The sequence below is a fragment of the Bradyrhizobium sp. AC87j1 genome (assembly GCF_002936975.1).
Lineage (GTDB): Bacteria > Pseudomonadota > Alphaproteobacteria > Rhizobiales > Xanthobacteraceae > Bradyrhizobium > Bradyrhizobium shewense.
In genome coordinates this window covers 1-26,514 of the sequence record NZ_PTFE01000007.1, presented here as the reverse complement: position 1 = coordinate 26,514, position 26,514 = coordinate 1, and the positions used below count along the sequence as shown (strand labels likewise).

The 26,514-nt window shown below is 64.9% G+C and carries 29 protein-coding genes; 4 read left to right on the top strand and 25 right to left on the bottom strand.

Annotated elements, in window-relative coordinates; translation table 11 throughout:
• Positions 1-36: 36 nt before the first annotated feature.
• From CV770_RS06455 to motA, 24 genes are all read right to left on the bottom strand, one after another.
• Positions 37-618 (bottom strand): transglycosylase SLT domain-containing protein, encoded by a 582-nt coding sequence (locus CV770_RS06455; protein ID WP_091960866.1) that lies wholly within the window; start codon positions 616-618, stop codon positions 37-39.
• The gene (gene fliK, locus CV770_RS06450; RefSeq protein ID WP_104461711.1) at positions 569-1,897 is read right to left on the bottom strand and encodes a flagellar hook-length control protein FliK; all 1,329 of its coding nucleotides are present in this window, start codon (positions 1,895-1,897) and stop codon (positions 569-571) included. Before fliK ends, CV770_RS06455 begins: the two co-directional genes overlap by 50 nt.
• Complete coding sequence (locus tag CV770_RS06445; RefSeq protein WP_104461710.1) at positions 1,894-3,072, bottom strand: chemotaxis protein; 1,179 nt, start codon at positions 3,070-3,072, stop codon at positions 1,894-1,896. Before CV770_RS06445 ends, fliK begins: the two co-directional genes overlap by 4 nt.
• On the bottom strand, positions 3,069-4,382 hold the full coding sequence (locus tag CV770_RS06440) for a MotB family protein (RefSeq protein ID WP_104461709.1): 1,314 nt from the start codon (positions 4,380-4,382) through the stop codon (positions 3,069-3,071). The genes CV770_RS06445 and CV770_RS06440 overlap by 4 nt, the downstream gene beginning before the upstream one ends.
• Before the next feature lie 6 nt (positions 4,383-4,388).
• On the bottom strand, positions 4,389-5,081 hold the full coding sequence (locus tag CV770_RS06435) for a hypothetical protein (protein WP_104461708.1): 693 nt from the start codon (positions 5,079-5,081) through the stop codon (positions 4,389-4,391).
• Complete coding sequence (fliF, locus tag CV770_RS06430) at positions 5,078-6,703, bottom strand: flagellar basal-body MS-ring/collar protein FliF (RefSeq protein ID WP_165637520.1); 1,626 nt, start codon at positions 6,701-6,703, stop codon at positions 5,078-5,080. The genes CV770_RS06435 and fliF overlap by 4 nt, the downstream gene beginning before the upstream one ends.
• Positions 6,704-7,005: 302 nt before the next feature.
• Complete coding sequence (locus tag CV770_RS06425; RefSeq protein ID WP_091960846.1) at positions 7,006-7,917, bottom strand: flagellin N-terminal helical domain-containing protein; 912 nt, start codon at positions 7,915-7,917, stop codon at positions 7,006-7,008.
• A 264-nt stretch (positions 7,918-8,181) separates the two neighbouring features.
• Positions 8,182-9,087, bottom strand: a complete 906-nt coding sequence (locus tag CV770_RS06420) for a flagellin N-terminal helical domain-containing protein (protein ID WP_104461707.1) — start codon at positions 9,085-9,087, stop codon at positions 8,182-8,184.
• Between the two features lie 241 nt (positions 9,088-9,328).
• Positions 9,329-10,069, bottom strand: a complete 741-nt coding sequence (gene fliP / locus CV770_RS06415; protein WP_104461706.1) for a flagellar type III secretion system pore protein FliP — start codon at positions 10,067-10,069, stop codon at positions 9,329-9,331.
• Positions 10,066-10,509, bottom strand: a complete 444-nt coding sequence (locus tag CV770_RS06410) for a flagellar basal body-associated FliL family protein (protein WP_201759721.1) — start codon at positions 10,507-10,509, stop codon at positions 10,066-10,068. The genes fliP and CV770_RS06410 overlap by 4 nt, the downstream gene beginning before the upstream one ends.
• Before the next feature lie 42 nt (positions 10,510-10,551).
• On the bottom strand, positions 10,552-11,259 hold the full coding sequence (gene flgH, locus CV770_RS06405) for a flagellar basal body L-ring protein FlgH (RefSeq protein ID WP_091960834.1): 708 nt from the start codon (positions 11,257-11,259) through the stop codon (positions 10,552-10,554).
• A complete protein-coding gene (locus tag CV770_RS06400) occupies positions 11,260-12,030 on the bottom strand; it encodes a MotE family protein (RefSeq protein WP_201759720.1) in 771 nt (256 codons plus the stop codon).
• A gap of 67 nt (positions 12,031-12,097) precedes the next feature.
• A complete protein-coding gene (flgI, locus tag CV770_RS06395) occupies positions 12,098-13,228 on the bottom strand; it encodes a flagellar basal body P-ring protein FlgI (protein WP_091960828.1) in 1,131 nt (376 codons plus the stop codon).
• Positions 13,225-13,701 (bottom strand): flagellar basal body P-ring formation chaperone FlgA, encoded by a 477-nt coding sequence (gene flgA / locus CV770_RS06390; protein WP_104461703.1) that lies wholly within the window; start codon positions 13,699-13,701, stop codon positions 13,225-13,227. The genes flgI and flgA overlap by 4 nt, the downstream gene beginning before the upstream one ends.
• Before the next feature lie 13 nt (positions 13,702-13,714).
• A complete protein-coding gene (flgG, locus tag CV770_RS06385; protein WP_018318441.1) occupies positions 13,715-14,503 on the bottom strand; it encodes a flagellar basal-body rod protein FlgG in 789 nt (262 codons plus the stop codon).
• 17 nt (positions 14,504-14,520) lie between these two features.
• Complete coding sequence (gene fliE, locus CV770_RS06380) at positions 14,521-14,850, bottom strand: flagellar hook-basal body complex protein FliE (protein ID WP_018318440.1); 330 nt, start codon at positions 14,848-14,850, stop codon at positions 14,521-14,523.
• 2 nt (positions 14,851-14,852) lie between these two features.
• Entirely contained in the window at positions 14,853-15,269 is a 417-nt protein-coding gene (gene flgC, locus CV770_RS06375; RefSeq protein ID WP_074120477.1) for a flagellar basal body rod protein FlgC, read from the bottom strand.
• Positions 15,270-15,280: 11 nt separating this feature from the next.
• Positions 15,281-15,682 carry a flagellar basal body rod protein FlgB gene (gene flgB / locus CV770_RS06370; protein WP_091960822.1) on the bottom strand — a complete coding sequence of 134 codons (402 nt, stop codon included), beginning with the start codon at positions 15,680-15,682 and terminating at the stop codon, positions 15,281-15,283.
• Positions 15,683-15,746: 64 nt separating this feature from the next.
• Positions 15,747-16,832, bottom strand: a complete 1,086-nt coding sequence (flhB, locus tag CV770_RS06365) for a flagellar biosynthesis protein FlhB (protein ID WP_038970828.1) — start codon at positions 16,830-16,832, stop codon at positions 15,747-15,749.
• A 13-nt stretch (positions 16,833-16,845) separates the two neighbouring features.
• On the bottom strand, positions 16,846-17,886 hold the full coding sequence (locus tag CV770_RS06360; protein WP_091960819.1) for a flagellar motor switch protein FliG: 1,041 nt from the start codon (positions 17,884-17,886) through the stop codon (positions 16,846-16,848).
• Between the two features lie 2 nt (positions 17,887-17,888).
• Complete coding sequence (gene fliN / locus CV770_RS06355) at positions 17,889-18,278, bottom strand: flagellar motor switch protein FliN (protein WP_091960816.1); 390 nt, start codon at positions 18,276-18,278, stop codon at positions 17,889-17,891.
• 76 nt (positions 18,279-18,354) lie between these two features.
• Positions 18,355-18,669 carry a hypothetical protein gene (locus tag CV770_RS06350; RefSeq protein WP_091960813.1) on the bottom strand — a complete coding sequence of 105 codons (315 nt, stop codon included), beginning with the start codon at positions 18,667-18,669 and terminating at the stop codon, positions 18,355-18,357.
• Positions 18,650-19,591: a flagellar motor switch protein FliM gene (locus CV770_RS06345; RefSeq protein WP_028145750.1), complete on the bottom strand. Its 942-nt coding sequence runs from the start codon at positions 19,589-19,591 to the stop codon at positions 18,650-18,652. The genes CV770_RS06350 and CV770_RS06345 overlap by 20 nt, the downstream gene beginning before the upstream one ends.
• The gene (gene motA, locus CV770_RS06340) at positions 19,588-20,484 is read right to left on the bottom strand and encodes a flagellar motor stator protein MotA (protein WP_028145751.1); all 897 of its coding nucleotides are present in this window, start codon (positions 20,482-20,484) and stop codon (positions 19,588-19,590) included. The genes CV770_RS06345 and motA overlap by 4 nt, the downstream gene beginning before the upstream one ends.
• Before the next feature lie 143 nt (positions 20,485-20,627).
• On the opposite strand from motA, the gene CV770_RS06335 reads away from it, so the two are divergent.
• From CV770_RS06335 to CV770_RS06320, 4 genes are all read left to right on the top strand, one after another.
• A complete protein-coding gene (locus CV770_RS06335; protein ID WP_104461702.1) occupies positions 20,628-21,413 on the top strand; it encodes a DUF1217 domain-containing protein in 786 nt (261 codons plus the stop codon).
• A gap of 3 nt (positions 21,414-21,416) precedes the next feature.
• Positions 21,417-22,145 carry a flagellar basal-body rod protein FlgF gene (gene flgF / locus CV770_RS06330; RefSeq protein ID WP_104461701.1) on the top strand — a complete coding sequence of 243 codons (729 nt, stop codon included), beginning with the start codon at positions 21,417-21,419 and terminating at the stop codon, positions 22,143-22,145.
• Positions 22,146-22,187: 42 nt separating this feature from the next.
• Positions 22,188-23,513 carry a flagellar protein export ATPase FliI gene (gene fliI, locus CV770_RS06325; protein ID WP_104461700.1) on the top strand — a complete coding sequence of 442 codons (1,326 nt, stop codon included), beginning with the start codon at positions 22,188-22,190 and terminating at the stop codon, positions 23,511-23,513.
• An 855-nt stretch (positions 23,514-24,368) separates the two neighbouring features.
• The gene (locus tag CV770_RS06320) at positions 24,369-25,004 is read left to right on the top strand and encodes a MarR family winged helix-turn-helix transcriptional regulator (protein WP_091960795.1); all 636 of its coding nucleotides are present in this window, start codon (positions 24,369-24,371) and stop codon (positions 25,002-25,004) included.
• 625 nt (positions 25,005-25,629) lie between these two features.
• Here CV770_RS06320 and CV770_RS06315 read toward each other — a convergent pair.
• The coding region (locus tag CV770_RS06315) for a porin (protein WP_201759719.1) at positions 25,630-26,514 on the bottom strand (885 nt) is incomplete at its 5' end.

Sequence of the window (26,514 nt, the reverse complement as noted above, 5' to 3'; positions counted from 1 at the left end):
GGCTGATGGTTCGGAACCATGCACAACTTCACGTCGTCATGTCGTTTTCGGCTGACAGAACGAGCGCGCCTTGTCGGTCCAGGCGCCGAAGCCGCTCGACACGAGGTGAGCCACGATGTGACAGACATAGCGCTTCTGCGCCGGCTGATTGTTGGGGCCGGCATTGTAGCGAGCCACCGCCATGGTCCAGCTGCCCTCGCGCTGCTTCAGCTCTTTCAGGAAGCGCGCGGCATATTCGACGTTCTTCGCGGGATCGAACATCGCGCGCACCGAGACGAACTTGTCGCCGTGATAGTAATGATTGATCTGCATGCAGCCGAGATCGATCAGCTTGATGCCCTTGCCGCGCATGGCCTCGAAATTTGCGATCGCATCGTCCATGTCCCTGGCGAACACGGTCTGGCCGTCGGCGCCGAGGGCGTAAGGATGCAGCGCGCCGCGACGCCCGGTCTCGGTGAGACCGACTGCATAGAGAATGCCGAGCGGAATCCCATGCTGCTGGGCCGCGCGCGCCATCTCGCGCTCGCAGGGGCGCGCGGCGTCGGCGGCCGCGTCCGCGGCGCCCGCATTACAGATAAACAGGGCCGCGACGAAGATGCGGCGCCACGTCCTGGTCATGACGCGTCTCCTGGCTGGGCTGGCGCTCCTGGCGGGCCTGCTTCGCGCCGCCATCGGATTGCCCCGACGACGTGCCTGCGCCACCGAACGCACCTTGCGACTGCGACGAGGGCTGTTGCTGGCCCGAGAGCTGCGGCTGCGACTGGCCGGAGCCGCTCTGGAATCCATCCAGCGAGCCGTGCTGCACGGGCGCGACGTCGGCGACATAACCCGCCGTCTGCATGAGATCGCGGATCTGGTCGCGCTGCTGATCCAGCATCTGGCTCGTGTCCTTGCGCGCGGCCGCAAGGTGGACGGACACTTCGGTGCCGACGAGACGAAGGCGCACGGTGACGTTGCCGAGCGCGGGCGGCTCAAGATTGATGGTCAGGATCTTGAGCGGCTGATCCGGCGCATTGGTCTGGGATGCTGCGAGATCGGGCGCTGCGGACGCCGCCGGGGTTGCGGAGTCCTTCAGTTCGGCGACGACCGCATTGGCGACTTGTTGCGGGGCGTTGAACTGCGCCGGGGGCAGATGGGTCTCCTGCTGGACCACGGTGACCTTGGTCGTCTCGGGCAACGCGTCGCGCGTCGAGACCTTGGCGGCGCGTTCGACATTGGCCGTGACCGCCTCGAAGCCTGATGTCGCGGGCATGGCTTTGGCGGAAGCCTCGCTGCCTGGCTGTGCGGCCGCGGCTTGCGATGCATCGCCTTGTGCACGCGCGCCGGTCGGAACGGCAGCAGACGGCGCGGAATCCGCCGTCGTTGCCTTCGCCATGCCTGTGGCCGCAACTTCGCGCTTCGTCCCGGATGAGCGCTCGTCGCGCGCGGGCACGTCTTTCCTGTCGCCCGACTGCGACGGCATTTGCGGCTTCGCGGCCGATGCGGCAACGAGATCCTGTGCCACGATCGCGGGAGCGTTCGGGCGGTTCGAAACGTCCGGCTTCGGATCATGCCCGACTGGACTTTGCGTCTCCGACGATTTGTCGGTTGTCTGATCGCCAGCCTTGAGCACGTCGGTCGCCTCGGTGCGCTCGTCCGTCTCGTCCTTCGACTTGTCCTTGCCCGCTGGGTGGGCCAGACGCGTGCGCAGCGCTCCGGCCTTCGCGGTCGTATCGCTGCCCTCATCGTTGAGTGCCTGCTTGGCGAGGTTCGAGACGGTGTGGAGCAGATCGTTGAACGACGAGCCAGCCTGCGGTTTGCCCCCGGCGCTCTTTGCCGAACGCGACGTGCCGCGGATGTTGAGGCTCTCGGCGAGACCCGAGAAAAGCTGTCCGGAGGTTCCACTGAGCTTGGTCATGGGCGGCGGTCCCTGGTAAGGAGTTCGAGTTCGCCGAGCTGCTTCTGCGCGCGCGCGAGCGTCACGGTTGATGACGCCAGATCGAGACGCGCCGGCGTTGCCGGAGGCTTGTCGGCAGCAGTGGCGGATCCGCCCGGAAGCGGCTTGCGAATATCGAGCGCGAGCTGCACCGTGGCATTCAAAAGGGGGACGTCCCGCTCGGGCAGCTTCGACCGGTCGACTGCCTTCAGCTCGGCAAGACCGCCGTCATACTCGTTGGCGAGCGCCCGCGCGGCGCCGCGGAAGAAATGCGCCCGCTCGCGATCCGCCGAGGCGTCGGCGCTGAGCGTCAGCGCCCGTTCGCCGGCAAGCCGCGTCACGGCCAGCTGCCCGCGCACCATCGCCGCGCGCGCGATCACGAGATAGAGCTTGAGGCGGCTCGCGCGATCAATCTGCTCGAGCAGCGCTGCGATCCGCGCGAAGCGGCGATCATCGAGCGCCAGACTCGATTGCGTCAGGCCCGAGGAAAAGCGCTGCCAGAAATCGCCGGCATAGATCGAGTTACGGTAATGGCGGATATAGGCCAGCGCCAGGAACTCGAACTTGTCGAAATCCTCCGCCTGCCCCACCAGCAGGATCTCGCGCCGCAACGCCGCCTCCTCCACCAGCGTGCCAGGCAGGAGCAGGCGCGCGTCGTCCAGACGCTCGATCGCGAGCGATGCCTCGGAACGTGCGAACAACGCACCCTGGACCAGCGCGACCTGTCCGCCGAGGCCGGAGGACAGCGTCCGCGGCCTGACGTCCTTGAGCAGCTCCCGCGCTTCCTCCTGACGGCCCTCGACATAGGCGAGCGCGCCGTTGAACAGCCGCTCGTCGACGTTCATCTTGTCGCGCGGCAGCTTGCGTACGATTTGCGGCGCGCCGCCGCTGAGCAGGTAGATGACCGCAGCCTGGCTGTTCTGCGCATTGCTCCACACGCCCGGATCGGCGGCGAGAAACTTCTCTCCGATCTGCCGGATCAGCGCGATGTGGCTGCCATGCGCGGCCGTGTCACCGTTGGCGATGCCGTCCTGCACGGCTTGCAACGCGCGGACGAGCTCATAGGGCTCGCCCGACTGGCGCGCGGGTTGTGCGAGCGCGTTCGCTGCCGTGAACGGCAGGAGCAGCAAGGCGGCGCAGAGGAGCGGCCTCATCAAGGGCGCTTCTCACGAATCAGGATCTCGATCCGGCGGTTCTGCGCGGCCGCCGGATCGTTCGGAAGCTTCGGCCGTCGGTCGGCATAGCCTTCGACATGCTCGATCCGCATTGCGTCGACGCCGGAGCGAACCAGCATGTAATAGGTCATCTGGGCGCGGGCGGTCGACAGCCGCCAATTGTCGTAAGTCTCAGAACGATACGGTCGATTGTCGGTATGGCCGCGGACGATGATCATGCCCTGGCGTTTCGTCAGCAACGGCCCGATCTTGTCGATCACGCGGATCAGCTCGGGCCGCGGCTCGGCCGAGCCGACCGCGAACATGCCGAAGCTCGCATCGTCGGTCAGGCTGATCAGGAGGCCCTCCTCGACCTGACGCACCTCGGCCGCCGGCCCGGCGCCCGCCTTGATGTCCGAGAGCGCGTCCGCGATCGCGGCCTGAAGCTGCTTGACGGTCGGCTGCTGGGTTTGCGCCGCATCGCGCGGCTCGGACTCCTTCGTCGTATCGTTGGGACGTGCCTGCGCGGCGGCGTTGGCTTGAAGGCTCGCCTGAGCGCTGCCCTCGCGCGGGGCTTGCGCCGGCGCGGGCCCCGGCGGCAGCAACGGCGACAGGTTTGCGGACGACGCATCCGCGTTCGGCGCCAGGCTTCCGCCGGCATCGTCCGCCTTGGCACGACGGGCCTGCGGCTCGCCCTGATTTGTGCCTGAGGCGCCGTCGCGCGCGGAGGCATTCGGCTTGGGCTCGCTCTCCATCATGCGATCGGCGTCCTTGGATGCTTGCGGCGCCAGCTTCCAATAGCCGGGGTCGAAGGGATCGCGGTAGGCGTCGCCGCCCTTGAGACCATCCTCTTCGGCGGACGTCAGCGCGCCGGCGCGCCGCTGTCCCGTGGACTGGTTCGCGCTGTTCGCGATCTCGGAGAGCGTCGCATAGGGATCACGGAACAGGACTTTCTCTTCATAGGAGGCCGGCTTCTCGGCCGTCGGCGAGTCGCCGCGACGTTCCTCGTTCGAGCCGGCCGGCTGACGCTTGCCATCCTGACCTTCGAACGAGGTCGGCTCCTTCTTTGAGAGATTCTTCAGGCCCTTCGGCGCGGGGGCATTTTCCGCCAGCTGGATCGGATTGAAATAGCTCGCGACGACCTGCTTCTGATCCTGGTTGAGCGCGTTGAGCAGCCACATGACCAGGAAGAACGCCATCATCGCGGTCATGAAGTCCGCATAGGCGATCTTCCATACGCCGCCGTGATGCGCCTCCTCAGCGAAAGCGCTGCGCCGGCGGACGATCACGAGTTCATGCTTGACCTCTTCCATGATGGGCTACCGGCGTGCTTCCTTCAGGCGTTCGCCCCAGGCCGCGATCTGCGTCTCGATCACGGTCTGGTCGGCCACGACGCGGACCTCCACGCTGTCGGCCGCCTCGTACTCGATGCCGGTGCGCCTGGATGCCTCGAGCTGCGTCTTCACGAGGTCGAGCAGCTCGCTCGGACCGGTGACCTTGAACGCCGGCACCGACGAGTTGCCGGTCAGCGCCGCGATCTGCTCGACCAGCGATCCGATCGCCTTGTCGCGGACCGCCTCGGTGAGGAACGGCAGTAATATCCGCGCCACGGAGCTTGCGATGTTGGTCTCGATCTCGCGGCAAGCCGTCTCGAAGCCGCTGACGACCGCGACTGCCTGCTGGTCGGACCATTTGGCGCGTTCCTCGCCGAGACGGATCGCGCTGCGGACGCGCTCCTCGGCAAGCCTGGCGTCGCCTTCCGCGACGCCGGCCGCATGGCCGCGGCGGTAGGCGTCGTCCAGGAGATTGGCCGGCGGGGCTTCCGCCTTCGGCGCTGGAGACGGCGACTGCGGCAGCGGCTGCGAATGGGCCTGGGGCTGCGGCGGAGGCTCGCGCATGACCTCCTTCGGCCTCGTCAGCACGTCCTGGATCCTGGGCGGCGGAGGCGGCGGCGATTTGACCCGGCCGTTCGCGTCGAACTGCGTCAGGAATTTTCCGATTGCCGCGTTCATGCCGCCTCCTCGCGTCGCATCCAGTCTTTAAGGATCGCTGCGGCTTGCGCCTGGTCGAGCCGGACGATCTGCTCCAGTCGCTTCTGCGGCGTTCGCTGCATCTTGCCTTCGAGATCTTCGACGAGATTGAGCTCGGGGTCCTGACTCTCGGCCAATGCAAGGGCCGCAGCAGCCTCGATCTCAGCCGCCTCGGCGGCCTCCACCTGCTCCTGCTCCGCGCGATGGGTCAGAATACCGTTGACCGCCGGCCGCAAGCCAAACCAGACCAGCATCGACGCAACGGCCAGGATCGTCACCGCGTTGATGACGCTGCCGAGCTGCTTGTTGATCATCTCGACGAAGCTGATCGGTGGCACCGGCGCCATCTCGCGCGAGCCCTCGATGAAGTCGACGGCCGTCACCTGGATCTGGTCGCCGCGCTGCTTGTCAAGTCCGCCGGCCGTCGCCGCGAGCTGGCTGATCTCGGCGAGCTTGCTGTCGACGATGGCCTGGTTGCTCTTGTCGCCGAGATCGGCGACCAGCCGCGCCCGATTGACCAGGACGGCGATGAAGAGCTTCTTCACCGAATAGCCGTCGCTCACCGTCGTCGTGGTCTTGGACGAGACCTCGAAGTTGGTGACGTCCTCGCGGCGGGTCTTGTCTTCGCTGGAGTTCTTGCCGCCGCCGGCGTTGACCTGTTGATCGGGAAGGTTCTGCTGCACCGTGGTCGGCGTCGAACGGTCGGCGTTCTGCGAGGATTCCTTCTCGCGCACGTTCCGCACCGAACGCTCGGCCCGGCTTTCCGGATCGTAGACGGTCTCGTTGATCTGCCGCTTGTCGGTGGAGAGCTGTGGTGCGACGCTGACCTCGAAATTGTCGAGGCCCAGATAGGGCGTCAGCGCCTTGCGGATGTTCTCCTGCACCATGCCGCCGACCGTCTTCTGCAGGCTCGCCATCTTGGTCGGGGCAGCGGTCGCCTCGTCCTCTTCGGCGAGCAGCATCGAGCCGTCGGCATCCAGCACCGTCACCTTGTCCCGGTTCATGCCTGGAATGGCGGCGGCGACGAGATGGCGGATCGACTGCGCCGTGCGGGCCTCGATCGCGCCGTCGGTGCGCAGCACGACCGATGCCGAAGGCGGCTGCTGCGTCGCGCGGAACGAGCCGCGCACCGGCAGCACGATATGCACCCGCGCCGCCTTGACGCCCTTCATCAACTGCACCGTGCGCGCGATCTCGCCTTCCAGCGCCCGGAGCTTGGTGACCTCCTGCATGAACGAGGTCAGGCCGAGCGAGCCGATCTTGTCGAACAGCTCGTAGCCGGAATTGGCGCTGGTCGGCAGCCCCTTCTCGGCCAGCAGCATCCGCGCCTGCATGGTCTGGCTCGGGCGCACCGAGAGCGCGTCGCCGGCCGTATTGACGTCGAAGGTGATGTTCTGCTCGCGCAGCGCGGCGCCCATGCGCGTCACGTCTTCGCGGGTGAGGCCGGTATAGAGCGTCTCGAATTCAGGTCGGCTCAGATAGTACGCGCCGCCGACGACGGTCACGAGAACGGCAAAACCGATCAGGCCCAGGGCCATCAGGCGTCGCGGCCCAAGCTCCAGCAGATTGTTGAGCAGTTGCTGTACCTGCGCACGACTGAGCATATGACCTCGTACCAATGCGAACGTACGGGACACTCCGCTGCCAACCTTGTCTGAAGGTTGCGCGAGGACACGAATGTGTCAGTTCGCAGGCGAGGCGTTGCAATTTTACAAGCAGCCCGGGGCGACGCAATCGGGCCAGCGGCAACGTGCGCCGGGACGCCTGGCCGCACGATCGGCCGCTGCGCGTCGCATGAAATTCAACGTCGGGAGATCGATTGCGGGCACGTCGCGCCGTCGCGTCCGCCGGTCACGGCGGGGACCGTGCTCCCTTAAGGGAGCACGGTCGTTTTCGAAAGCGTCGCTTAGCCGCGGAACAGCGACAGGATGCTCTGGCTGTTCTGGTTGGCGATCGAGAGCGCCTGAACGCCGAGCTGCTGCTGGGTCTGCAGCGCCTGGAGCCGGGTCGATTCCGCGTTCATGTCGGCGTCGACGAGCTGGCCGATACCACGATCCACCGAGTCCATCAGCGACTTCACGAACTCAGTGTTGTTCGAGATGCGGTTCTTGATGGCACCGAGGTTGGCGGCGGACTGGCTGACCGTGTTGATCGCGGCGGTGACCTGCGCGATGTAGGTATCGATCGTGGTCTGGTCGGCCGTCGAGTCGGTCAGCGCACCGATGTTGAGGCTGTCGACCGACGCGCTGCCGCTCACCGTATCGAGGATACCACTCGTGCTCGAGGTGTAGAGCGAGTAGTTGGCGACCGTCACCGTGATGGTGTTGATCGTCGGCGTGGCGCCGACGCGCGAGAACGACGACACCAGGTTGACCGTCGCCGGGGTGGAGGCGTTGGTGCTCAGCCAGTTAACGCCGTTGAACGTCGCCGCATTGGCCACGTTCTTCATGTCCTGCTGGATCTGGGTGATTTCCGACTGGATCTTCTTGCGGTCGATACCGGCGGTCTTGGCTTCGACCAGCAGCGCCTGGAGCTTGGTCAGGCCGGAGTTCTGGTCGCCGATGACCTTGTTCAGAGCGGTGTATTCGGTGTCGACGGTCGCAGCCGACAGACCGAGCGAGTCGGAGACGGCGGAGAGCGCGGCGTTGTCGGCGCGCATCGAGGTCGCGATCGACCAATAGGCCGAGTTGTCCGAAGCGGTCGAGACGCGCTGGCCGGTGGAGATGCGGTTTTCGGTCGTCTGCAGGCTGGCGCTGACATTCCGGAGGGTCTGGAGCGCAGTCATTGCAGCGGAGTTGGTAAGCAGGCTGGAAGCCATCTTTGATGTCCCTTTGAAAACAGATTGGATGGGGACATACCGGGCTTGCACCGGTACGACAGGGCGGCATCATGCCTTTGGGCTGCGGAAATGCGCGTAAACCCAATCCGTCGTAGCGGCGAGACTAGCCAGCGAAGCTTGTGCGGGGCTTGTGGCACCGTGCCCCCGCTGCAACAGGGCAGCCGAAATCACGGTGCGCGCGTCGGGCAAACGAAAGGGCCGCGCTTCGCGAGAAGCGCGGCCCTCCCGAGATCGTCTAAAGGCTTAGCGGAACAGCGACAGGATGCTCTGGCTGTTGTTGTTGGCGATCGAGAGCGCCTGAACACCGAGCTGCTGCTGGACCTGGAGGGCCGCCAGGCGGGTGGACTCCTGGTTCATGTCGGCGTCGACGAGCTGGCCGATACCGCGATCCACCGAGTCCATCAGCGACTTCACGAACTCCGAGTTGTTCGAGATACGGTTCTTGATGGCGCCGAGGTTGGCGGCGCCCGAAGACACCGTGCCGATCGCTGCGGTGACCTTCGCGATGTAACCATCGAGAATGGTCTGGTCAGCAGACGAGTCGGTCAGTGCTCCGATGTTGAGGCTGTCGACCGACGCGCTGCCGCTCACCGTGTCGAGGATACCACTCGTGCTCGAAGTGTAGAGCGAGTAGTTGGCGACGGTCACCGTGATCGAGCTGGTGGTCGGCGTGGAGCCGACACGCGAGAACGACGACACGAGATTGACGGTCGTCGGCGTGGAGGCGTTCGTGCTCAGCCAGTTGACGCCGTTGAAGGTCGCCGCGCTGGCGACGTTCTTCATGTCCTGCTGAATCTGGGTGATTTCCGACTGGATCTTGCTGCGATCGATACCGGCGGTCTTGGCTTCGACCAGCAGCGACTGGAGCTTGGTCAGGCCGGAGTTGCTGTCGCCGAGGACCTTGTTCAGAGCGGTGTACTCGGTGTCGACGGTCGCGGCCGACAGACCGAGCGAGTCGGAGACGGCGGAGAGCGCGGCGTTGTCGGCGCGCATCGAGGTCGCGATCGACCAGTAGGCGGCGTTGTCCGCGGCGGTAGCCACGCGCTGGCCGGTGGAGATCCGGCTCTGCGTGGTGGAGAGTTGCGAGCTGACAGACCGCAGGGTCTGGAGCGCGGTCATGGCGGACGAGTTCGTGAGCAGGCTTGACATTGCGAATGTCCCTTTATGTACGCGTTACATTTTCATCAGGGGACATACCGGACTTGCACCGGTACGGAGGGGCGGCATCATGCCTTTGGACCGATATGGGTGAGGTCCAACCCGCCGTGACGCCTTGCTAACACGTCGAATCTTGCCGGCGGATTAAGATCGGCTTGAATTCCTCAGCAATATCATATGGTTAATATTACTTTCCGCTAACCATAACGAGCCGGGCCGACGATCGCCGCCGTTACGAGAACGACCGCACAAGTCCGGAGGCGAGCAAATTCCAGCCGTCGATCAGCACGAAGAACAGCATCTTGAACGGCAGCGCCAGGATCGTCGGCGGCATCATCATCATGCCCATCGACATCGTCAGCGTCGCCACGATCATGTCGATGACAAGGAACGGCAGGATGATGAGAAATCCGATCTCGAACGAACGCCTCAGCTCGGAGATCATGAAGGCCGGGATGATGACGCGCAAATCGACGCGCTTGTCGTCGAACTTCTTGCGAAAGCTCTCCGCGGCGAGCGACTCGAAGGTCTGCAGATCCTTGTCGCGGACATGAGCCAGCATGAACTCGCGGAACGGATCCGTGATCTTCAGATAGGCCTGCTCTTCCGAGATCTCGTTCTTCATCAGCGGCTGGACGCCGGTCTCCCAGGCGCGGTCGAAGGTCGGCGCCATCACGTAGAAGGTCATGAACAGCGCGAGGCTGATCAGCACCAGGTTGGCCGGCGTGGTCTGCAGGCCGAGACCGGCGCGCAGGAACGACAGCGCCACCGCAAATCGCGTGAAGCTCGTCACCACGATGAGCAGTCCCGGTGCCACCGACAGCACCGTGATCAGCGCCATCAGCTGGATGATCCGGCCGCTGGTCGAGCCGTTTCCGGGCGGCAGCAGCGAGTTGAGGTCCGGAATCTGGGCGAGCGCCACTTCGGGCAGCACGACCAGAACCAACGCGAGCAGCAGGATTTTCACTCTCACTGAATCACCAGGGTCTCAATGATCAATTCGCGCACCTTGCCCGACGAACGGATATTGGCGCGCTCCGTCAGGTCGTCGCGCAGATGCTGAAGCCCGCGCGATCCCTCGAACTGCGTCACCGTCGCCGACCGCAGATAGGTGACGATGTCCTCGCTGATGTGGGCGGCCAGGATGCCGGCGTCTTCGTCGCTCATGCTCTCGGTCACCATGGAGGCTTCGATGCGGGCCCAGTTGTTGGCCGGCGCGGAGAGATTGGTCACGATCGGGGACAGCTTCCTGAGCCGCGCGCTGCCGGCGTAGCTCGAGGCAAGCGGCGGCGGCGTGGCGGTCTTCTTCGCGTCGGCGACGCGCTCGGCGGCCGCGAATAGATGCAGCCCGGCCAGCGCGCCCGCACCGATCGCGACAAGGGTCAGCGCTACGATGGCCCCAATCAGGCGCATCACGTCCCCTGCCCTCGCGATGCGGCCAGACCGGCGCGAACTTCAGAATGGTGCCACGGCGTCATAGATCCGATGTCCCCATCCAGGCTGCTGCACGTCGGACAGATTTCCGCGACCGCCATAGGACACGCGGGCCTCGGCGATCTTCTCGTAGGAGATCGTGTTGGTGCGCGAGATATCGCGCGGACGCACGATGCCGCCGACGTTGAGCACGCGCATCTCCGTGTTGACGCGAAACTCCTGCGAGCCGCTGATCATCATATTGCCGTTCGGCAACACGTCGGTGACGATGGCCGCGATCGAGAGCTTGATATCCTCGGTGCGATCGATCTGGCCGTTGCCCTTGATCTGGGTATTGGTGCTGAGGTTGGCGTTGGTCGATCCCTTGTCGCTCCACCCTGCGACGTCCATCAGCCAGTCGAGCCCGAACTTGACCTGCGAATCGCGCGAGCGGCCGGTCTTGTTGTCGAGCTTGGCCTTGTCCTGCATCGAGATGATCACCGTCACGACGTCGCCGGTGCGCCGGGCGCGGGGATCGCGGTAGAGGTCGGTGCCGTCGTCCCAGGTCGAGCGATAGCTGACAGGCGTGCGCATGCGCGGCGTCACGGGAATCGGATCGGCCTGGGTCCGGAGGCCGCTGCCGACCGGCGACATTTGCGGGCCGGTCAGGACCTCGGACGGATCATGGAAGCATCCGGCCAGGGGCACGGACGCCAGCACCAGCGAGAGGATGAGGATCGGCTTCTTCATCTATTTGGTCTTTCCGTCATCCACGCGACGCATTCCGCCAAGCAGGTCGGCGAGGTGCGCCGCGCGTGCCGTATCCATCTCGTTGAAGATCGCGCTCGAATTCCTCGGGCTGAGCTTGGCGAGCACGGCGGCGGCAGTCTCGTCCGCCATGCCGGCAATCTGGGTCGCCGCGGCTTCGGGCTTCATGCGCGAATAGATCTCGACGACGCTGGCTTCGGCCTTCTTCAGGAAGTCGTCGCGCAGCGCCATCCACTTCTCGTATTCGACGCGCTTGGCCTCGACCTCGGCGAGCCGCTCGCGCAGCAGGTTCTCGGCCTTTTCCAGCTCCTTGAGCTGCCAGGCCAGCCTCGCATCGACGGCGGGATCGGCGACGTTGCTGCAGAACAGGGCGACCTCGTTGTCCGCGGATACCGCGGCCTGCGGCGGCGCAGGTTTCGGCGGTGCCGTGACGCTGCCGGGCTTGGCCGGACGCGCCGGTGCAGATGGTGGTGCAGCAGCCGCTGGCGTCTCGGAAGCGGGCACTGCGCCAGTGGTCGCAGGTCCCTGGTCTTCGGCCGCCCAAGCCGTCGCCCGGATCGACGCATTGTCGCCAGGCATCGCCGTGACCGGCTGCGGCTTCTGCGGGCCGGGGGCGCGGGCGCGCGCGAAGGAGAGCAGGTTGAGCGGCTTCGATTGCTTGGCCTCATCCAGGGCCAGCGCGGGCGACGCGCCCGCGAGCACGGATGCCGCGACCAGCAGGAGGAGTTTGGCTTTGTGATCCAGCTTCAGCATCGGGCGGCGTGCGATTCTCGGTCGAGACCCGAGCATTGAGCGACCAAGCTTGCACGACGCTTGCGCATCATTGGACGATGACATCGGCCTGGAGCGCACCAGCCGTCTTGATCGCCTGCAGGATCGCGATGATGCCCGACGGCTTCAGGCCGATCTGGTTCAGCCCGCGCACCAGGCGCTGCAGATCGACCCCGCTGAGGATCGCCACCTGCGATCCGGCCTCGTTGGCCTCGACCACGGTCTGCGGGACCACCACGGTCTGCCCTCGCGAGAACGGCGCCGGCTGCGACACCACGGGCATCTCCGTGACACGCACCGTCAGATTGCCGTGCGTCACGGCCACGGTCGATATCCGCACGTCGCGCCCGATCACGACCGTGCCGGTGCGCTCGTTGATCACCACCCGTGCCGGCGTATCAGGTTCGACCGTCAGTTCGCCGATCTCGGCAAGGAAGCGGACAGGGCCGATGTGGCGCGGCTTCGACAGCACGATGGTACGGTAGTCGCGCTCGAAGGCGATCTGCGCGCGGTAGCGTCCACCGGCGTAGCGGTTGATGGCGTCCAGGATGCGCGTTGCGGTGACGAAGTCGGGGTTCTTCAACTGCAGCACCAGGAACTCCATCTCGTGGAGACTTCCCTGCACCTCGCGCTCGACCAGCGCACCGTTCGGGATGCGCCCGGCCGTCGGCGTGCCCTGACTGACGTTCTGCGCCTGGCCTCCGACGCTGTAACCGGCCACCGTGATCGCGCCCTGCGCCACCGCGTAGACGGCGCCATCCGCTGCGCGCATCGATGTCATGACCAGCGTACCGCCAAGAAGCGACGTCGCATCGCCGAGTGACGACACGGTCACGTCCATGCGCTCGCCAGGCCCGATCGAGGGCGTCAGGTCAGCAGTCACCATCACGGCCGCGACGTTGCGCGTGCGCAGCGTCGTCGGACGCGTCGGATTGTTGGTGCTCGTGGTCTCGTTCCTGACGTTGATGCCCATGTTCTCGAGCATCGATTGCAGGGACTGCTCCGTGAACGGAGCGTTGCGAAGCGTGTCGCCGGTGCCGTTCAGGCCGATGACGAGGCCGTAGCCGACGATCTGGTTTTCGCGCAGACCCTTGATGTCCGCGATGTCCTTGATGCGGACGGCGGCATGGGCGCTGGCAGCCGAAAGCAGCAGGACGAGCGCAAGCAGGATTCTGGTCATGACCCGTCCACGACCTTCACGGTGCCGTCCGGCTGGACCACGCCCCTGATGATCACCCCGGTATCCGTGTTGCGCACCGGGATGAGCGCGCCGGACGCACCCGACTGCATCGCCGAGCCGTAAGTGACGATGGACAGGCCGCTGTCTTCCACCACGACCTTGACCATGGCGCCGCGGGCGACGGTCCAGGGGTCTTCCACCGTGTTGGTTGGGATGGGCTGGCCCGGCAGCAGCGCGCGCCGCGCCATGCGGCCGACCAGGACCTGGCGCCCTTCGACGAACATGGCGACGCCGAGCAGGCTCGGCGCGAAGGCGCGCTCGGTGATCATGTCGTCCCGGATCAGCTCGCCGGCGCGGATCGCAACCGCCGGCACGGGAAGCCGCTTCTCCTCGGCCATGGCGAGGCGCGCCGAAGCCAGAACCAGCAGCACGGCGGCCAACCCGCGCACGATCAGGCCCACCCTGTTCAACATCGAGACACCGGAACTAGCGCATGCCCTTCGATACGGTCTGGGCCATTTCGTCCGAGGCCTGGATGACCTTGGCGTTCATTTCGTAGGCGCGCTGCGCCGAGATCAACTCGGTGATCTCCTTGACCGGGTCGACGTTGGAGGCTTCGAGCCATTTCTGGTTGATCTTGCCGTAGCCGGAATCGCCCGGCAGGCCGACGACCGGCGTGCCCGACGCCGTGGTCTCCTTGTAGAGATTGCTGCCCAGCGGCTCGAGGCCCGCCTCGTTGGCGAAGTTGGCGAGGTTGAGCTGGCCGATCTGGCGCGGGTTCACCTCGGTATCCAGCTTGGCGAAGACCTGGCCGGTCTGGTTGACCGTGACCTCGACCGTGCCCTGCGGTATTGTGATCGCGGGATCCAGCAGATAGCCGTCGATGGTGACGAGTTGGCCGTTGGCATTGGTGTTGAACGAGCCCGCGCGGGTGTATTGCACCTCGTTGTTCGGACCGAGCACCTGGAACCAGCCGCGACCGTTGATCGCCATATCGTAGGGGTTGCCGGTCTGCGTCAGCGCGCCCTGGATGTGCAGCTTGCGGATCGCCGCCGACTTGACGCCGAGACCGAGATTGGCGCCTTCCGGGATCGGCGACGAACCGTTGACGTTCGCGACGCCCTGCATGCGGTCCATCTGGTAGAACAGATCGGTGAACTCCGCGCGGGCGCGCTTGTACGACGTCGAGTTGATGTTGGCGATGTTGTTCGCGATGACTTCGATGTTGGTCTGCTGGGCGTTCATGCCCGTGGCCGCAATGGCGAGCGATTTCACAGCTTCATTCCTTCAGATCAAATCGACATCCGGACGACTTCTTGATAGGCCTGCACGACCTTGTCGCGAACCGCGACCGCCGTCTGCAGGGCCTGCTCGGCCGACATCAGCGCCTCCACGACTTTCCGGGTAGATTCCTTGCCCTGCATCGCCGAGATCGACGCCGCTTCGCCTGCCTTGAGCGTCCCGATCGCGTCGGTCGTCACCTGCTTCATCACCGATTCGAACCCGACATCGTCGGTGGACTGAATGGCGGTCGGCGCCGCCGGCGAGATGGCCTGCGCCTCGGTCGCACGGCTCGCCGCTTGCCCAGCGGAAATCGCAGTGGATGAAATTGCCTCAAGCATTGTCAGCTCCTCAAGAGGTCGATGGTCATGCCGAGCATCGACCTCACCTGTTTCACGACCTGGAGATTGGCTTCATAGGACCGGTTGACTTCCCGCATGTCGGCCATCTCGATCATCATGTTGACGTTCGGCAGCTTGACGTAGCCGGCCTTGTCGGCAGCGGGATGTCCCGGGTCGTACTCCACGCGGTACGGCGTGGTGTCGACCCCGATCTCCTTGACCTTCGCCAGCTGCGCGCCCGAGGCGCGGTCCATGGCGGCATCGAAGGTGATGGTCTTGCGCTGATACGGATCGGCGCCGGCGGCACGCCCCGTCGAGGTCGCGTTCGCGAGATTCTCAGAGACGATGCGCATACGCGTCGACTGCGCTTCGAGCCCGGAGCTCGCGACCGTCAATGACGCTTGCAGTGAGTCCAGCATCTCAATTCACCTCAGCTCTTCGCGCTCGACAGCAGCATGCGGTGAAACGACCGCACGACTGCCGAGTTCATCGAGTAATCGCGACTGACGTCGCTACCCTTGATCATTTCCTGCTCGAGGCTGACCGAATTGCCGGAGTGAACCACTTCCCAGCTGTCCTTCTTCGCGGTCGCCCGCGTGTCGGTCTCGGCCGCGGCCAGCTGCATGTGCGACGGCGACGTCATGGCAAGCCTCACCGGCATGCCGTCGAGCACCTTGTTGAAGGGCTCGACGTCGCGCGCCTTGAAACCGGGCGTGTTGGCGTTGGCGACGTTGGTGGCGATGGTCGACTGGCGGAGTTCGAGGTACCGCGCCTGCGACGATGCGAGTTCGAAGAGATAAAGCGGTCCCACGACAGCCCCGTTCTGGTCCATTCGGGAGAAGCCTAGGGCGTTAAGCTTTCGTCAAGCTGTTGGGCCGGACGTCGTCCTCTGAATTCTACTGGACCTTCTCGGTCCGCGACGCCTGCTTCGACTGGAGGAAGTAGATGATCTCGGCCACGGGGCGGAAGAATTCCGCCGGAATCACCTGATCGACCTGGACCGCCTCGTAGAGTGCGCGCGCCAGCGCCTTGTTCTCGATCACGGGAATCCGGTTCTGCTCGGCGACCTCGCGGATCTTCAGCGCGATCACGTCCATGCCCTTGGCCACCACGAGCGGCGCCGGATTTTCCTCGCGCTTGTAGCGCAGCGCGATCGCGAAATGCGTCGGGTTCGCGATCACCAGCGTCGCGCGCGATGCGGATGCAATCATCCGCTGCCGCGAGCGGTCGCGCGCCAGCGAGCGCAGGCGCGCCTTGATCAGCGGGTCGCCTTCCGCCTGCTTGTGCTCGTCCTTGATCTCCTGCTTGGTCATGCGTAGTTGGCGCCGCCAGTGGAAGCGCGCCCAGGCGAGATCGATCGCCACCAGGACGATGGTCGCGATGCAGATTGCCGAGACGATCCGCATCGCGATATTGAGGATCATCTCCGGCAGCGCAACCGGATCGGTGTACATCGCCTCGAACGCCTTCGCCTCCGACGCGCGCAGCACGAAGGCAACTACGGAGGTCACGGCGGCCAGCTTGAACAGCGACTTGGCGAACTCGACCAGTCCCTGCGTTCCGAACAGCCGGCTCCAGCCGCTGATCGGTGAGATTCGCGACAGGTCGGGCTTGATGCGCTCCAGCACCAGACGCGGTGCGTTTTGCAGCAGCGAGGCGGCGAGTCCGAACGCGCCGAGGGTGACGACCAGCGGCACCAGGAAGCGCAGCGCCTCGAGACCGACCACGGTGAGCAGGTTCTGTGCGTCCGCGCCGGTCGAGAGCGGGAAGCCCTCGGGATCGTCCAGGAGGTTCTTCAACGTCGGCGTCAATTGCTGCACGCCCTGGCCGATCAGGAACGCCTGAATGACCATCAGCGCGGCCATCGAGGCGAAAATAGAGGCCTCCCGAGAGACCGGGATCTTGCCCTGTTCGAGCGCATCACGGACTTTCTTCTCGGTCGGCTCTTCTGTCTTGCTCTCCTGATCGGATGATTCTGCCATGCCCGTTCAGCGGTCAGCGGAAGACCAGCTCATCCTCCTGATCGGGGTTGAGCTCGATTTCGCCCTTCTCCGCGAGGTCGAGCGCCAGGTCGGTGATGACGCGGCGCGCCTCCAGCACGTCGCGCTGGTTCGACGGCTCGCCGATGGCGAGCTCGTGCTCGACGACGCGGCGGACGCGCGAGGCGACCGCGGACAGGATCAGTTCGCGGAAATGCTTGTCGGTGCCCTTCAGCGCGACGACGATACGATCGGTCGGCACCTGATCGAAGATCATGGTGCGCGCCTTCGGCGCCAGGTTGATGACGTCGTCGAAGGTGAACAGCAGCTCCTTCAGCACTTCGGCCGACTTCGGCCGCTTCTCCGAGAGGCTCTTCAGCATGTCCTCGATATGTCCGCGCTCCATCTTGTTGATGATGTCGGCGACGCGGGCGTAGGTGTCGGCGCCGAGGTTGCGGGCGAAGTTCAGCGTCAGATCCTCATGCAGCGTCTTCTCGAGCACCCTCATGGCGTCGTCGGCGATCGGCTTGAGGCTGAGCACGCGCCGCATCAATTCGTTGCGCAGGCTCGAGGGCAGCTGGCTCATGACCTTGGCGGCGCAGGCCGGCTTGACCTTGGACAGGATCAGCGCCGCGGTCTGCGGATGCTCCTTAGACAGGTAGCTCGCGAGCGAGTTCTCGGACACCGACGAGACACGGTCCCACACCGACCGGCTCGAATTGCCGAGCAGGTCCGACATGATCGCCGACACCTGGTCGGCTGGAAGCACGTCGCCGAGCACCGCCTCCAAGCCACCGAGGGTGCCGAGAATGTTCGCGCCCATCGAGAATTGCTGGGCGAACTCCTCCACGATGGATTCGAGTTCTTGCGCCGTGATCGGCCGCAGCTCGGCCGCGGCCTTGGTAACGATGCGAATGTCCTGCGGCTCGAATTGCGCAAGCACACTCGCGGCCGCCTGCCGGCCCATGGCCAGCAGGAGCGCCGCGACCTTTTCCGTACCGCCCAGCGTGGCAACGCCTCGCTGTTTTACGGGAGCGATGCCGACCTGTGCCGCCATGGTCAGCTGTCACCCTGCCCCAAGGGACCGACGATCTCCGTGAGCGAGACGCCGAAGCGGGAATTGTCCTCTTCGACGACGACCACCTCGCCGCGGGCGACGATGCGGCCGTTGACAACGACGTCGACGGGCTCGCCGACCCGGTGGTCGAGCGGAACCACCGCGCCGCGCCCGAGCTTCATCAGGTTTGCCACCGGAATGGTCGCCGATCCCAGCACCACCTGCATGGTGACCGGAATGCGCAGGATGGCATCGACGTTGGCGAACTTGCCGCTCTCCTCCGCCGTGCGCGCGGCGATCTCCGCCAGCCGCTCCAACGGAGACGCTTCGGTATGGCCCTCGTCGGCGGCCGGTGCTCGTGTGGCAGACTCATAGTCGAAGGATTGCGCCATCTGGTATCGCCTCTTGGTATTTCCGCTCCCGGAGCGCCTTGGCGTTCCGCTCGTATTGGTTCTGCCGGCTCTCGCTTCAGTGCTTGTTCACCTCAGCGCCGCCTGCGGTCGCGGCCGACGTGAGCCCGCTCCTCGCATCGAGTGCTGCGATCGCCTCATGGGCCTGATCGATCTTGGTGGTCAGCACGTTGGCGAGCCGTCCGAGATTGGCTGTGGAATCATGCGCCGCGGTGATGACAGTGTCGAAGGCGCCCGCGGTCTCGTGGACGATGGTGGAGAATTCACCCTGGTAGCTGCGCAGCCGCGCCAGCTCGCGGTGCATCCGGGTCACCCGCATGCTGGTGAAGGCGAGCGCGATCAACAGCACGGCATCAACGAGATAGGATATCATCGACGAACTCCCGTTTCTGATCGACGGGATCGGCCACCTGCATGGCGTAATAGCCATCGAGCTGGCCGATCTGGCACCAGAACAGCACCTGGTTGTTGCTCTCGAGACGGGCCAGCGTGCGCGGCGTCGCCTCCAGCTCGAGCACCTGCCCCACCTTGAACTTGACGACGTCCTCGAGCGAAATCATCTTCTCGTCGAGCACCGCGCTCAGCGTCACCTCGGTGCGGTGAACCTCGCTCTCCATCTGCTCGCGCCAGCGCGGATCGGTCGCCCGGCCGTCGCTGACGACGACGTGAGCGAGCTTCTGCCTGAGCGGGTTGAGCGCGGAGTGCGGAATGATCAGGAACATCTGGCCGCCGCGGTAGAGTGCCTGCACCATCATGTTCGCGCAGATCGACATGTTGCTGGCGCGCCCGATCGCCAGCGAGGCCATCGCCGTCTCGACCCGCTCGACGCGGAAGGTGACGTTCGACGTGCCGGCAAAGGCGCTCTGCAGCGCCTTGGCGAACCGCTCGAACAGTGCCTGGACCAGGCGGATCTCGATGTTCGAGAACGTGCGTTCGACATCGAGCGGCGGTTCCGCGCCGTCGGATCCGAACATCGCCTCGACCATCGTAAACACGAAGTCGCGGTCCAGCATGATGATGACGCGCGAGTCCCATTGCTCCGCATAGAGCACCGCCGCGACCGCGTTGCCCTCGTAGTCCTTGATAATGTCGCCGAGTGGATCGTTGGTGATGCCGTTGACCGAGAAATAGCACGGTGTTCCCGCCATCGGCTGCAGGCTGTCGGTACACGATGCCGCCATGCGATCGAAGATCACATTGAGCATCGGCATGCGTTCGATCGATATGCCGGCCGCGTCCAGCAGGTAGTTCGGCAGCTGCTTGCGCTGATCGACCTCGACGTCTTCCATCATCATGCGCGGGCAGCCTTGGGTTCGGGCTCGGTGACGACGGCCTTGGGACCTGCGATGGTCTCGTTCTCGACGACGTCGATCGACGGCCGCTCGGTGCTCGCGATCATCTTGCGGCCGTGCTCGACGGCGATCTGCGGCATGGCGCCGTTCATGAACGCCAGCAGCGTCTGCTTGACGATGATGTAGGGCCGGCACTTCTTCTCGCGCGTCATCTTGATCTTGATCGCGAAGGGCGAAAGGACGCCGTAGGACAGGAAGATGCCGGCGAAGGTGCCGACCAGGGCCGCGCCGATGAAGCCGCCGAGCAGCTTCGGCGACTGGTCGAGCGCGCCCATGGCCTTGATGACGCCGAGCACCGCGGCGACGATGCCCAGCGCCGGCAGCGCCTCGGACACCGTCACCAGCGCATGATAGGGCGCCAGCTTGCTCTTCACGATGGTGTGGATCTCCTCGTCCATCAGCGCCTCGATCTCGTGCGTGCGCGCGTTGCCCATGATGATGAGGCGGACGTAGTCGCAGATGAACTGGAGCAGCGAGGGGTCTCCGAGCACGCTCGGAAACGCCTTGAATATCTCGGAGGACGCGGGATCGTCGATATGGGCCTCGACTTCGTTGCGGCCCTTGCCCCTGAGCTCTCGCATCAGGGCGTGGAGCGCGCCGAGCAGATCAAGGTAGTAGCGTTGGCCGGGCACCGCGCCGGTGATGGCCTGCATGCAGGCAACCCCGGTATCCACCACCGTCTTCCACGGATTGGCGACGATGAAGGTGCCGACCGCGGTCCCCATGATGATGACGAACTCCCACGGCTGCATGAGCACGGCCAGATGCCCGCCCATGGCGGCAAATCCGCCGAGCAGCGCCGCTACCGTGATGAAAATCCCCACGAAACTGCCCAACGCGCCGCTCCATCGCCAATCCCACCGGGAATATCTAGCCGGCGAGCCTTGCGCGAAGCTGGCTTCCCGCCTCGCCAGCCCCGCGCAAGCAATCGGCGGCAGCTTGGGGCGGCGTCGCAACAGCGGCCAGAGGGGCGCGTGTCATGCTATCCACCATCGCGGACTACACCAGACTGACCAAGGACATGGGCAAGTCGCTGACGCAGGTCGCGACACAGCCGGATGTCAGCCGCGAGACCGACTATTTCCTGAGCCATATCGGCAACGTGAAGACGATCGACGACTTCCTGAAGGACTTTCGCCTCTATTCCTACGCGATGAAGGCCTTTGGCCTCAGTGACATGACCTACGCCAAGGCGTTCATGCGCAAGGTGCTGACCGAGGGTGTCGGCAACAAGAACACCTTCGCCAACAAGCTGACCGACATCCGCTACCGGGAATTCGCCACCACCTTCAATTTCGCCGCCCTCGGCAGCAACGCGACGAAGACCACCCAGGCCACGACCGGGACGGCGACCCATTATGTCACGCAGACGATGGAGCAGAAAGCCGGTGACCAGAACGAGGGCCTGCGGCTGGCGCTCTATTTCACCCGCAAGGCGTCCACAATCACGACCGCCTACCAGGTCCTCGCGGACAAGGCGCTGACGCAGGTGGTTCAGACTGCGCTCGGCCTGCCCTCGACGATCAGCGCGGCCAACATCGACGCCCAGGCCAAGATGATCACGAACAGGGTCAAGCTCACCGATTTCCAGGACCCGGCCAAGGTCACCAAATTCGTGCAGCGCTTCGCGGCGATGTGGGATGCGACCCAGGCCCAGAGCAACAGCTCGACCAATCCCGCGCTGGTCCTGATCGGCGGCGCCAGCTCGGCCAGCATGGATATCGACATGCTCTCGAAACTTCAGTCCCTCCGGTTCGGAAAGTAGATCATGCAATCGGCCCTCTATGTGGGATTGTCGGCCCAGGTCGCTCTCGAAAAGCGCCTCCAGACGATCGCCAACAACGTCGCCAACGTCAACACGGCGGCATTCCGCACCGACGTGGTGAAGTTCGAGACCGTGCTGTCCAAGGCCGGCGCGAACCCGGTCGCCTTCTCCTCGCCCGGCGACAACATCATCTCGCGCGAGCAAGGCAACATCACCGAGAGCGGCAATCCGCTCGACGTCGCCGTGGTCGGCCAGGGCTGGATCGCCTTCGCAGGTCCCAACGGCACGGTTTACACCCGCGACGGCCGGCTCCAGATCGCCGCCAACGGCGATCTTCAGACCGTGAGCGGCTTTCCCGTCGTCGATTCCGGCGGCGCGCAGATCACGCTGGACCCGAACGGCGGACCGGTCTCGATCTCGCGCAGCGGCGCGATCACCCAGGACAACAACGAGATCGGCACCATCGGCCTGTTCAACATCCCCGCTGACGCCAATCTCGAGCGCTACGGCAATTCCGGCGTGACGCCGGACCGGCCCGCGAGCGCCATCGCCGATTTCTCCCGCGACGGCTTCAAGCAAGGCTATGTCGAGGGCTCCGGCGCCAATCCGATGATGGAATTGACCAAACTGATCGCGGCCTCACGCGCCTTCGACGGCACCAATTCGATGATCGAGGGCACCGAGAGCTCGCTGCAGAACGCCATCCGGACGCTGGGCGAACCCGGCAAGTAGACCGCGCCCCGCGCGCATTGAGATTGAGGTTGGACGGTTTCCTTGAACGCTCTTCGGCAACTCGAGTGGGCGCTGCTGGAGCTTCAGCAGAGCACTCCCCTGGCAAGCGTCAGCGGCGCGATCTCCGAGATCGCGCCGACGCATTTCCGTGTCTCCGGCCTGTCGCGCTTCGTCAGGCTCGGCGAGCTCATCGGCGTCAATTCGGGCGGCAAGCCGCAGATCGGCGAGGTGGTGCGAATCGACAGCGAGGGCATCATCGCCAAGCCGTTCGACCGGCAGTTCGCCGGCGGCCTCGGCTCGGTCGCCTACCGGATGCCGCCCTTGTCCTTTGCGCCCGATCCGAGCTGGAAGGGTCGCGTCATCAACGCTCTCGGTGCGCCGCTGGATGGATTGGGGCCCCTCACGCCGGGCCCACAAGCGGTCTCGGCGGAGGCTGAGGCGCCGCCGGCCATGAAGCGCGCACGCGTGCACAAGCCGCTGCGCACCGGCGTACGTGTCATCGATTTGTTCGCGCCGATCTGCGCCGGCCAGCGCGTCGGCATCTTTGCCGGCTCCGGCGTCGGCAAATCGACGCTGCTTGCGATGCTCGCCCGCAGCCAGGGTTTCGATACTGTCGTACTGGCCCTGGTCGGCGAGCGCGGCCGCGAGGTGCGCGAGTTCATCGAGGACGTGCTGGGCAACGATCGCCAGCGCGCCGTCACCATCGTGTCGACCGGAGACGAAAGCCCGATGATGCGGCGGCTGGCGCCGAAGACGGCCATGGCGGTCGCGGAATATTTCCGCGACCGGGGCGAATCGGTGCTGCTCATGGTCGATTCGATCACGCGTTTCGCCCACGCCGCCCGCGAGGTCGCGCTCGCCGCCGGCGAGCCTGCGGTCGCGCGCGGCTACGCGCCGACGGTCTTCACCGATCTGCCGCGCCTCCTGGAGCGCGCCGGGCCCGGCGAGGAAGGTTCCGGCACCATCACCGGGATCTTCTCGGTGCTGGTCGACAGCGACGATCACAACGAGCCGATCGCCGATACCATCCGCAGCACGCTCGATGGGCACATCGTGCTCTCCAGGCACATTGCCGACCAGGCGCGCTATCCGGCCGTCGATGTGCTGGCTTCGGTCTCGCGCCTCGCCCACAACGTCTGGGATCCCGAAGAGCGCGAATTGGTCAGCAAGCTGCGCGCCTTGATCGCCAAATACGAGGACACGCGCGACCTTCGCCTGATGGGCGGCTATCAGTCGGGACGTGATTCGGGCCTCGACCAGGCGGTCGACATGGTTCCGGGAATCTACGGCGCGATGCGGCAAGACGCTTCGGCTCCGCCGAGTGCCGATCCGTTTCGCGAGCTGCGGGACATGCTGAAGGGCGAATAACCGCGCAAGAGGCCGCGACCGCTCGCAACATGGGCCGCTATCCTGCTCCTGCCCGTTGTTTTCGACAGGAGATTGCGCATGCCGCCACGCCGCCGGCGCATGCGCCGCACGGCCGTCGCCGGTTTTCCGTCCTGAGCGCCGTCACCACTCGGGTGAGAACAGCGGACGACAGCGCTAGAAGCGACCGCACCGGCGATTCTGCGAGCATAACGGTCAACAACCGACGCGTGTAGTTCCTCCGAGTTCCCTTGACGATTCTCCGGCTCCACCCACAAGTTGTGGATGACGTGCCGAACTCATCGTCGTCGTGCACAAGCTTCGATCAATTTGCGTCGATCACGGTCAGCAGGATGCCGTGCAATCATGGCGTCGCAGAATTGAGTGCATGTTGCTTGCCGGGCAGCGTATTGCGTTCACTATCATGTGTCCCGATGAGCGAGATTGTCTTGAACGTTACATTCGCCTGCAACGACATCTGGGCTCGCGAGCGTCTCTACTTGATTTTGTTGAGAAGCTCATTCATCGTTTCAATGGAATATAAGAAACGTCTGCGTGTGACTTGAACTCAGGGGCTTCGGTTGAACTATTCCGATCCATCGTCGGCTGGCGACGGCAACTCGGGCTCCCGTGCGACGACGCTGTTGGGACGCCAACGACGCAGTTCGTCACTCCGAAGCACGCGACGCGCATCGGTCCAGATCGGGCGCACTGCGATTCGTTCCTTCGAACGAGAGCTCGACACGACGTGTTCGCCGGACAGCTGCAACCGTTCGATGTCTTTCGATGGTTTCGCGGGCCAGGGTGCAAAGCGGCTTCGGGGCGCCGCAGACGAAGTTCCGGGGACGAGGTAGATTCATGCCGTTGGCACGGGAAGCCGTCGAGCTGCTGGTTCAGGCGGCGAGGGCTTGGTATTTCGAAGGCAATCAGCATGGATTGCGCGATCGCGAATGGATGGCGCTGCGCTTTCTCGGCCGCGCCAACAGGTTTTCGCGCACGCCATCCGCGCTGGCCGGCTTCATCGGCGCCACCAGAGCAACTGCATCGCAGATCGTGAAGACGCTGGAGAGCAAATCCTTTCTGGTGCGCAAGCCGTCGCAAGAGGACAAGCGTTCTGTCGTCCTGCACGTCACCGCCCAGGGCGAGAAATGCCTGAACCAGCACGACCCGATCAATCACGTGGTGAATGCGGTCACCTCGCTTGGAAACGACGAATGCGTCAGGCTGCGCGACTCGCTCCGCGAAGTTCTCAATCACCTCGACGCGGCCCATCAGCGGCTCGATGCCAGCGTCTGCCGGGACTGCATGTTTCTCGCCGAACGCGGCCCGGGCACCTCAAAAGGTCGCGCGAGCGCCGAATTCATGTGCCGTCTGTATCGCGCTCCGGTCTCGCTCGATGAGACCGAACTGCTGTGCACCAGTTTCGAGCGCACCCGCGACCGCCCCAAGATCGAGGAGCATCTCGACCGCGCGCGGATGGCAAGCCAGGGCTGAGGCACACGCAATTTCCGCGCGAGTGGTTGCGGCACAGCCCGCGGACAACTTCGCAGCGCCTGTCTCTGAACGACGCATGCAGTTCTCCCGTGTCCCGGACAAGCCGCAACGCTGACAGCGTTGCGGCGCAGAGCCGGGACCCAGAAAGCGACAGAGTGCGACGCGGATAGATGGGCCCCGGCGAGCAGTGTTATGACGCCCGCTCTCTCCACGCCGTCATTGCGAGCGCAGCGAAGCAATCCAGAGTCTTTCCGCGGAAAGATTCTGGAGTGCTTCATCACCAGCGCAAAATTGCTTCGCAATTTGTCGCGGGCTCCTCGCAATGATTGAGCGTCCTGCAATCACCACTGTCGCCGAAACCGAATTTCGATAGAACGGAATATTTGCGCGAGGAGATTCTCAGAGCAGCGAAACAGGCTCGGTGCCGTAGCCCGGATGGAGCGCCAGCGTAATCCGGGACGGCGCACGATGCCGGGCGAGCGGTCCCTACACCATCGGGCAGCGCATTCGCGCGACCCGTTGGCTCGATCCGGGCAACGGGGGCGTCAGGCATCACGCGGAATGGGCGCACAAAAAAACACCCGGCGGTTTCCCGCCGGGTGTTCATCACGTGGTTCGAAAGATCTTACCAGTTGCGCTGGGCGCGGAGCAGCAGGGTGACGCTGTCCTGATCCTTCAGCTGGTACAGGGCGGCCGGCTTGGCCGTCGTGCCGGCACCGGCGTAACCAACCGTGCCCGAGTACTTCTGGTCGAGACGGGTCCAGTTCAGGTCGCCCGAGAACGTCAGGTTCTTGACCGGGGTCCAGCGGGTGATGATACCGACCTGGCCGACGGCGAAGTCAGGGTTACAACCCGTGACGCCGGCGAGACCGCCGAACACGCCGCCTGCACCGCCAGCGCCGCAGAGAGCGGTCTTGGCGACCGAGCCATACTGCGCCTGAGCGTAGGCGCCGTAGAGCGCGGTGTTCCAGTAGGGATCCCAGTTGTGGGTGTAAGCACCGCGGAAGCCCCAGGTCTTGACGGTTTCCTGCTGGCCGCCCGTGACGAACACGGTGTCCGGAGCATAGGCGAAGCCGACGCTCTGATAGGCAACGCCCGAGCTGCCGAACATCGAGTAGCTGCTGCCCGCCAAGTTCTGGAAGTTGTAGCGGGTCGCACCGTCGGTGTAGACGCCCGAAATGTTGATCACGTCACCCGCACCGGTCGGGATGTTCTTGATCGACAGAGCGAGCTGAACAGCCCAACCCCATTTGTCGTCGGGGTGGCCGGTGGCTTCGGTCGCGCCGTAGTAGGCGACGTGGTTGTCATGCGCAGCGACCGACGCCTGGAACATGCCCCAGGCCTGGTCGACACGGACCATACCGACGAGGTTCGGCGAACGCGAGCCGCCGATGGCGTTGGTGCCGTACGTACCGCCGACCATGCTGCCGACGGTCGCGCCGGTCAGGTTCACGTTGCCGGCCTGGTAGTAGGCCGTCGCGTCTTCCGCCGAGAACGACGCCGTCACGCC

What these genes read in the sequence shown, in the direction of transcription:
- flgH (WP_091960834.1), bottom strand. Translation starts at nt 11,259, where the DNA reads ATGAAGAAGCCGATCCTCATCCTCTCGCTGGTGCTGGCGTCCGTGCCC.
- CV770_RS06410 (WP_201759721.1), bottom strand. Translation starts at nt 10,509, where the DNA reads ATGCGCCTGATTGGGGCCATCGTAGCGCTGACCCTTGTCGCGATCGGT.
- CV770_RS06440 (WP_104461709.1), bottom strand. Translation starts at nt 4,382, where the DNA reads ATGGAAGAGGTCAAGCATGAACTCGTGATCGTCCGCCGGCGCAGCGCT.
- fliE (WP_018318440.1), bottom strand. Translation starts at nt 14,850, where the DNA reads ATGCTTGAGGCAATTTCATCCACTGCGATTTCCGCTGGGCAAGCGGCG.
- flgB (WP_091960822.1), bottom strand. Translation starts at nt 15,682, where the DNA reads ATGGACCAGAACGGGGCTGTCGTGGGACCGCTTTATCTCTTCGAACTC.
- flhB (WP_038970828.1), bottom strand. Translation starts at nt 16,832, where the DNA reads ATGGCAGAATCATCCGATCAGGAGAGCAAGACAGAAGAGCCGACCGAG.
- CV770_RS06435 (WP_104461708.1), bottom strand. Translation starts at nt 5,081, where the DNA reads ATGAACGCGGCAATCGGAAAATTCCTGACGCAGTTCGACGCGAACGGC.
- fliN (WP_091960816.1), bottom strand. Translation starts at nt 18,278, where the DNA reads ATGGCGCAATCCTTCGACTATGAGTCTGCCACACGAGCACCGGCCGCC.
- CV770_RS06425 (WP_091960846.1), bottom strand. Translation starts at nt 7,917, where the DNA reads ATGGCTTCCAGCCTGCTTACCAACTCCGCTGCAATGACTGCGCTCCAG.
- CV770_RS06455 (WP_091960866.1), bottom strand. Translation starts at nt 618, where the DNA reads ATGACCAGGACGTGGCGCCGCATCTTCGTCGCGGCCCTGTTTATCTGT.
- flgF (WP_104461701.1), top strand. Translation starts at nt 21,417, where the DNA reads ATGCAATCGGCCCTCTATGTGGGATTGTCGGCCCAGGTCGCTCTCGAA.
- CV770_RS06335 (WP_104461702.1), top strand. Translation starts at nt 20,628, where the DNA reads ATGCTATCCACCATCGCGGACTACACCAGACTGACCAAGGACATGGGC.
- fliK (WP_104461711.1), bottom strand. Translation starts at nt 1,897, where the DNA reads ATGACCAAGCTCAGTGGAACCTCCGGACAGCTTTTCTCGGGTCTCGCC.
- CV770_RS06350 (WP_091960813.1), bottom strand. Translation starts at nt 18,669, where the DNA reads ATGATATCCTATCTCGTTGATGCCGTGCTGTTGATCGCGCTCGCCTTC.
- CV770_RS06360 (WP_091960819.1), bottom strand. Translation starts at nt 17,886, where the DNA reads ATGGCGGCACAGGTCGGCATCGCTCCCGTAAAACAGCGAGGCGTTGCC.
- CV770_RS06320 (WP_091960795.1), top strand. Translation starts at nt 24,369, where the DNA reads ATGCCGTTGGCACGGGAAGCCGTCGAGCTGCTGGTTCAGGCGGCGAGG.
- fliF (WP_165637520.1), bottom strand. Translation starts at nt 6,703, where the DNA reads ATGCTCAGTCGTGCGCAGGTACAGCAACTGCTCAACAATCTGCTGGAG.
- CV770_RS06400 (WP_201759720.1), bottom strand. Translation starts at nt 12,030, where the DNA reads ATGCTGAAGCTGGATCACAAAGCCAAACTCCTCCTGCTGGTCGCGGCA.
- CV770_RS06345 (WP_028145750.1), bottom strand. Translation starts at nt 19,591, where the DNA reads ATGATGATGGAAGACGTCGAGGTCGATCAGCGCAAGCAGCTGCCGAAC.
- flgC (WP_074120477.1), bottom strand. Translation starts at nt 15,269, where the DNA reads ATGCTGGACTCACTGCAAGCGTCATTGACGGTCGCGAGCTCCGGGCTC.
- CV770_RS06420 (WP_104461707.1), bottom strand. Translation starts at nt 9,087, where the DNA reads ATGTCAAGCCTGCTCACGAACTCGTCCGCCATGACCGCGCTCCAGACC.
- flgA (WP_104461703.1), bottom strand. Translation starts at nt 13,701, where the DNA reads ATGTTGAACAGGGTGGGCCTGATCGTGCGCGGGTTGGCCGCCGTGCTG.
- flgI (WP_091960828.1), bottom strand. Translation starts at nt 13,228, where the DNA reads ATGACCAGAATCCTGCTTGCGCTCGTCCTGCTGCTTTCGGCTGCCAGC.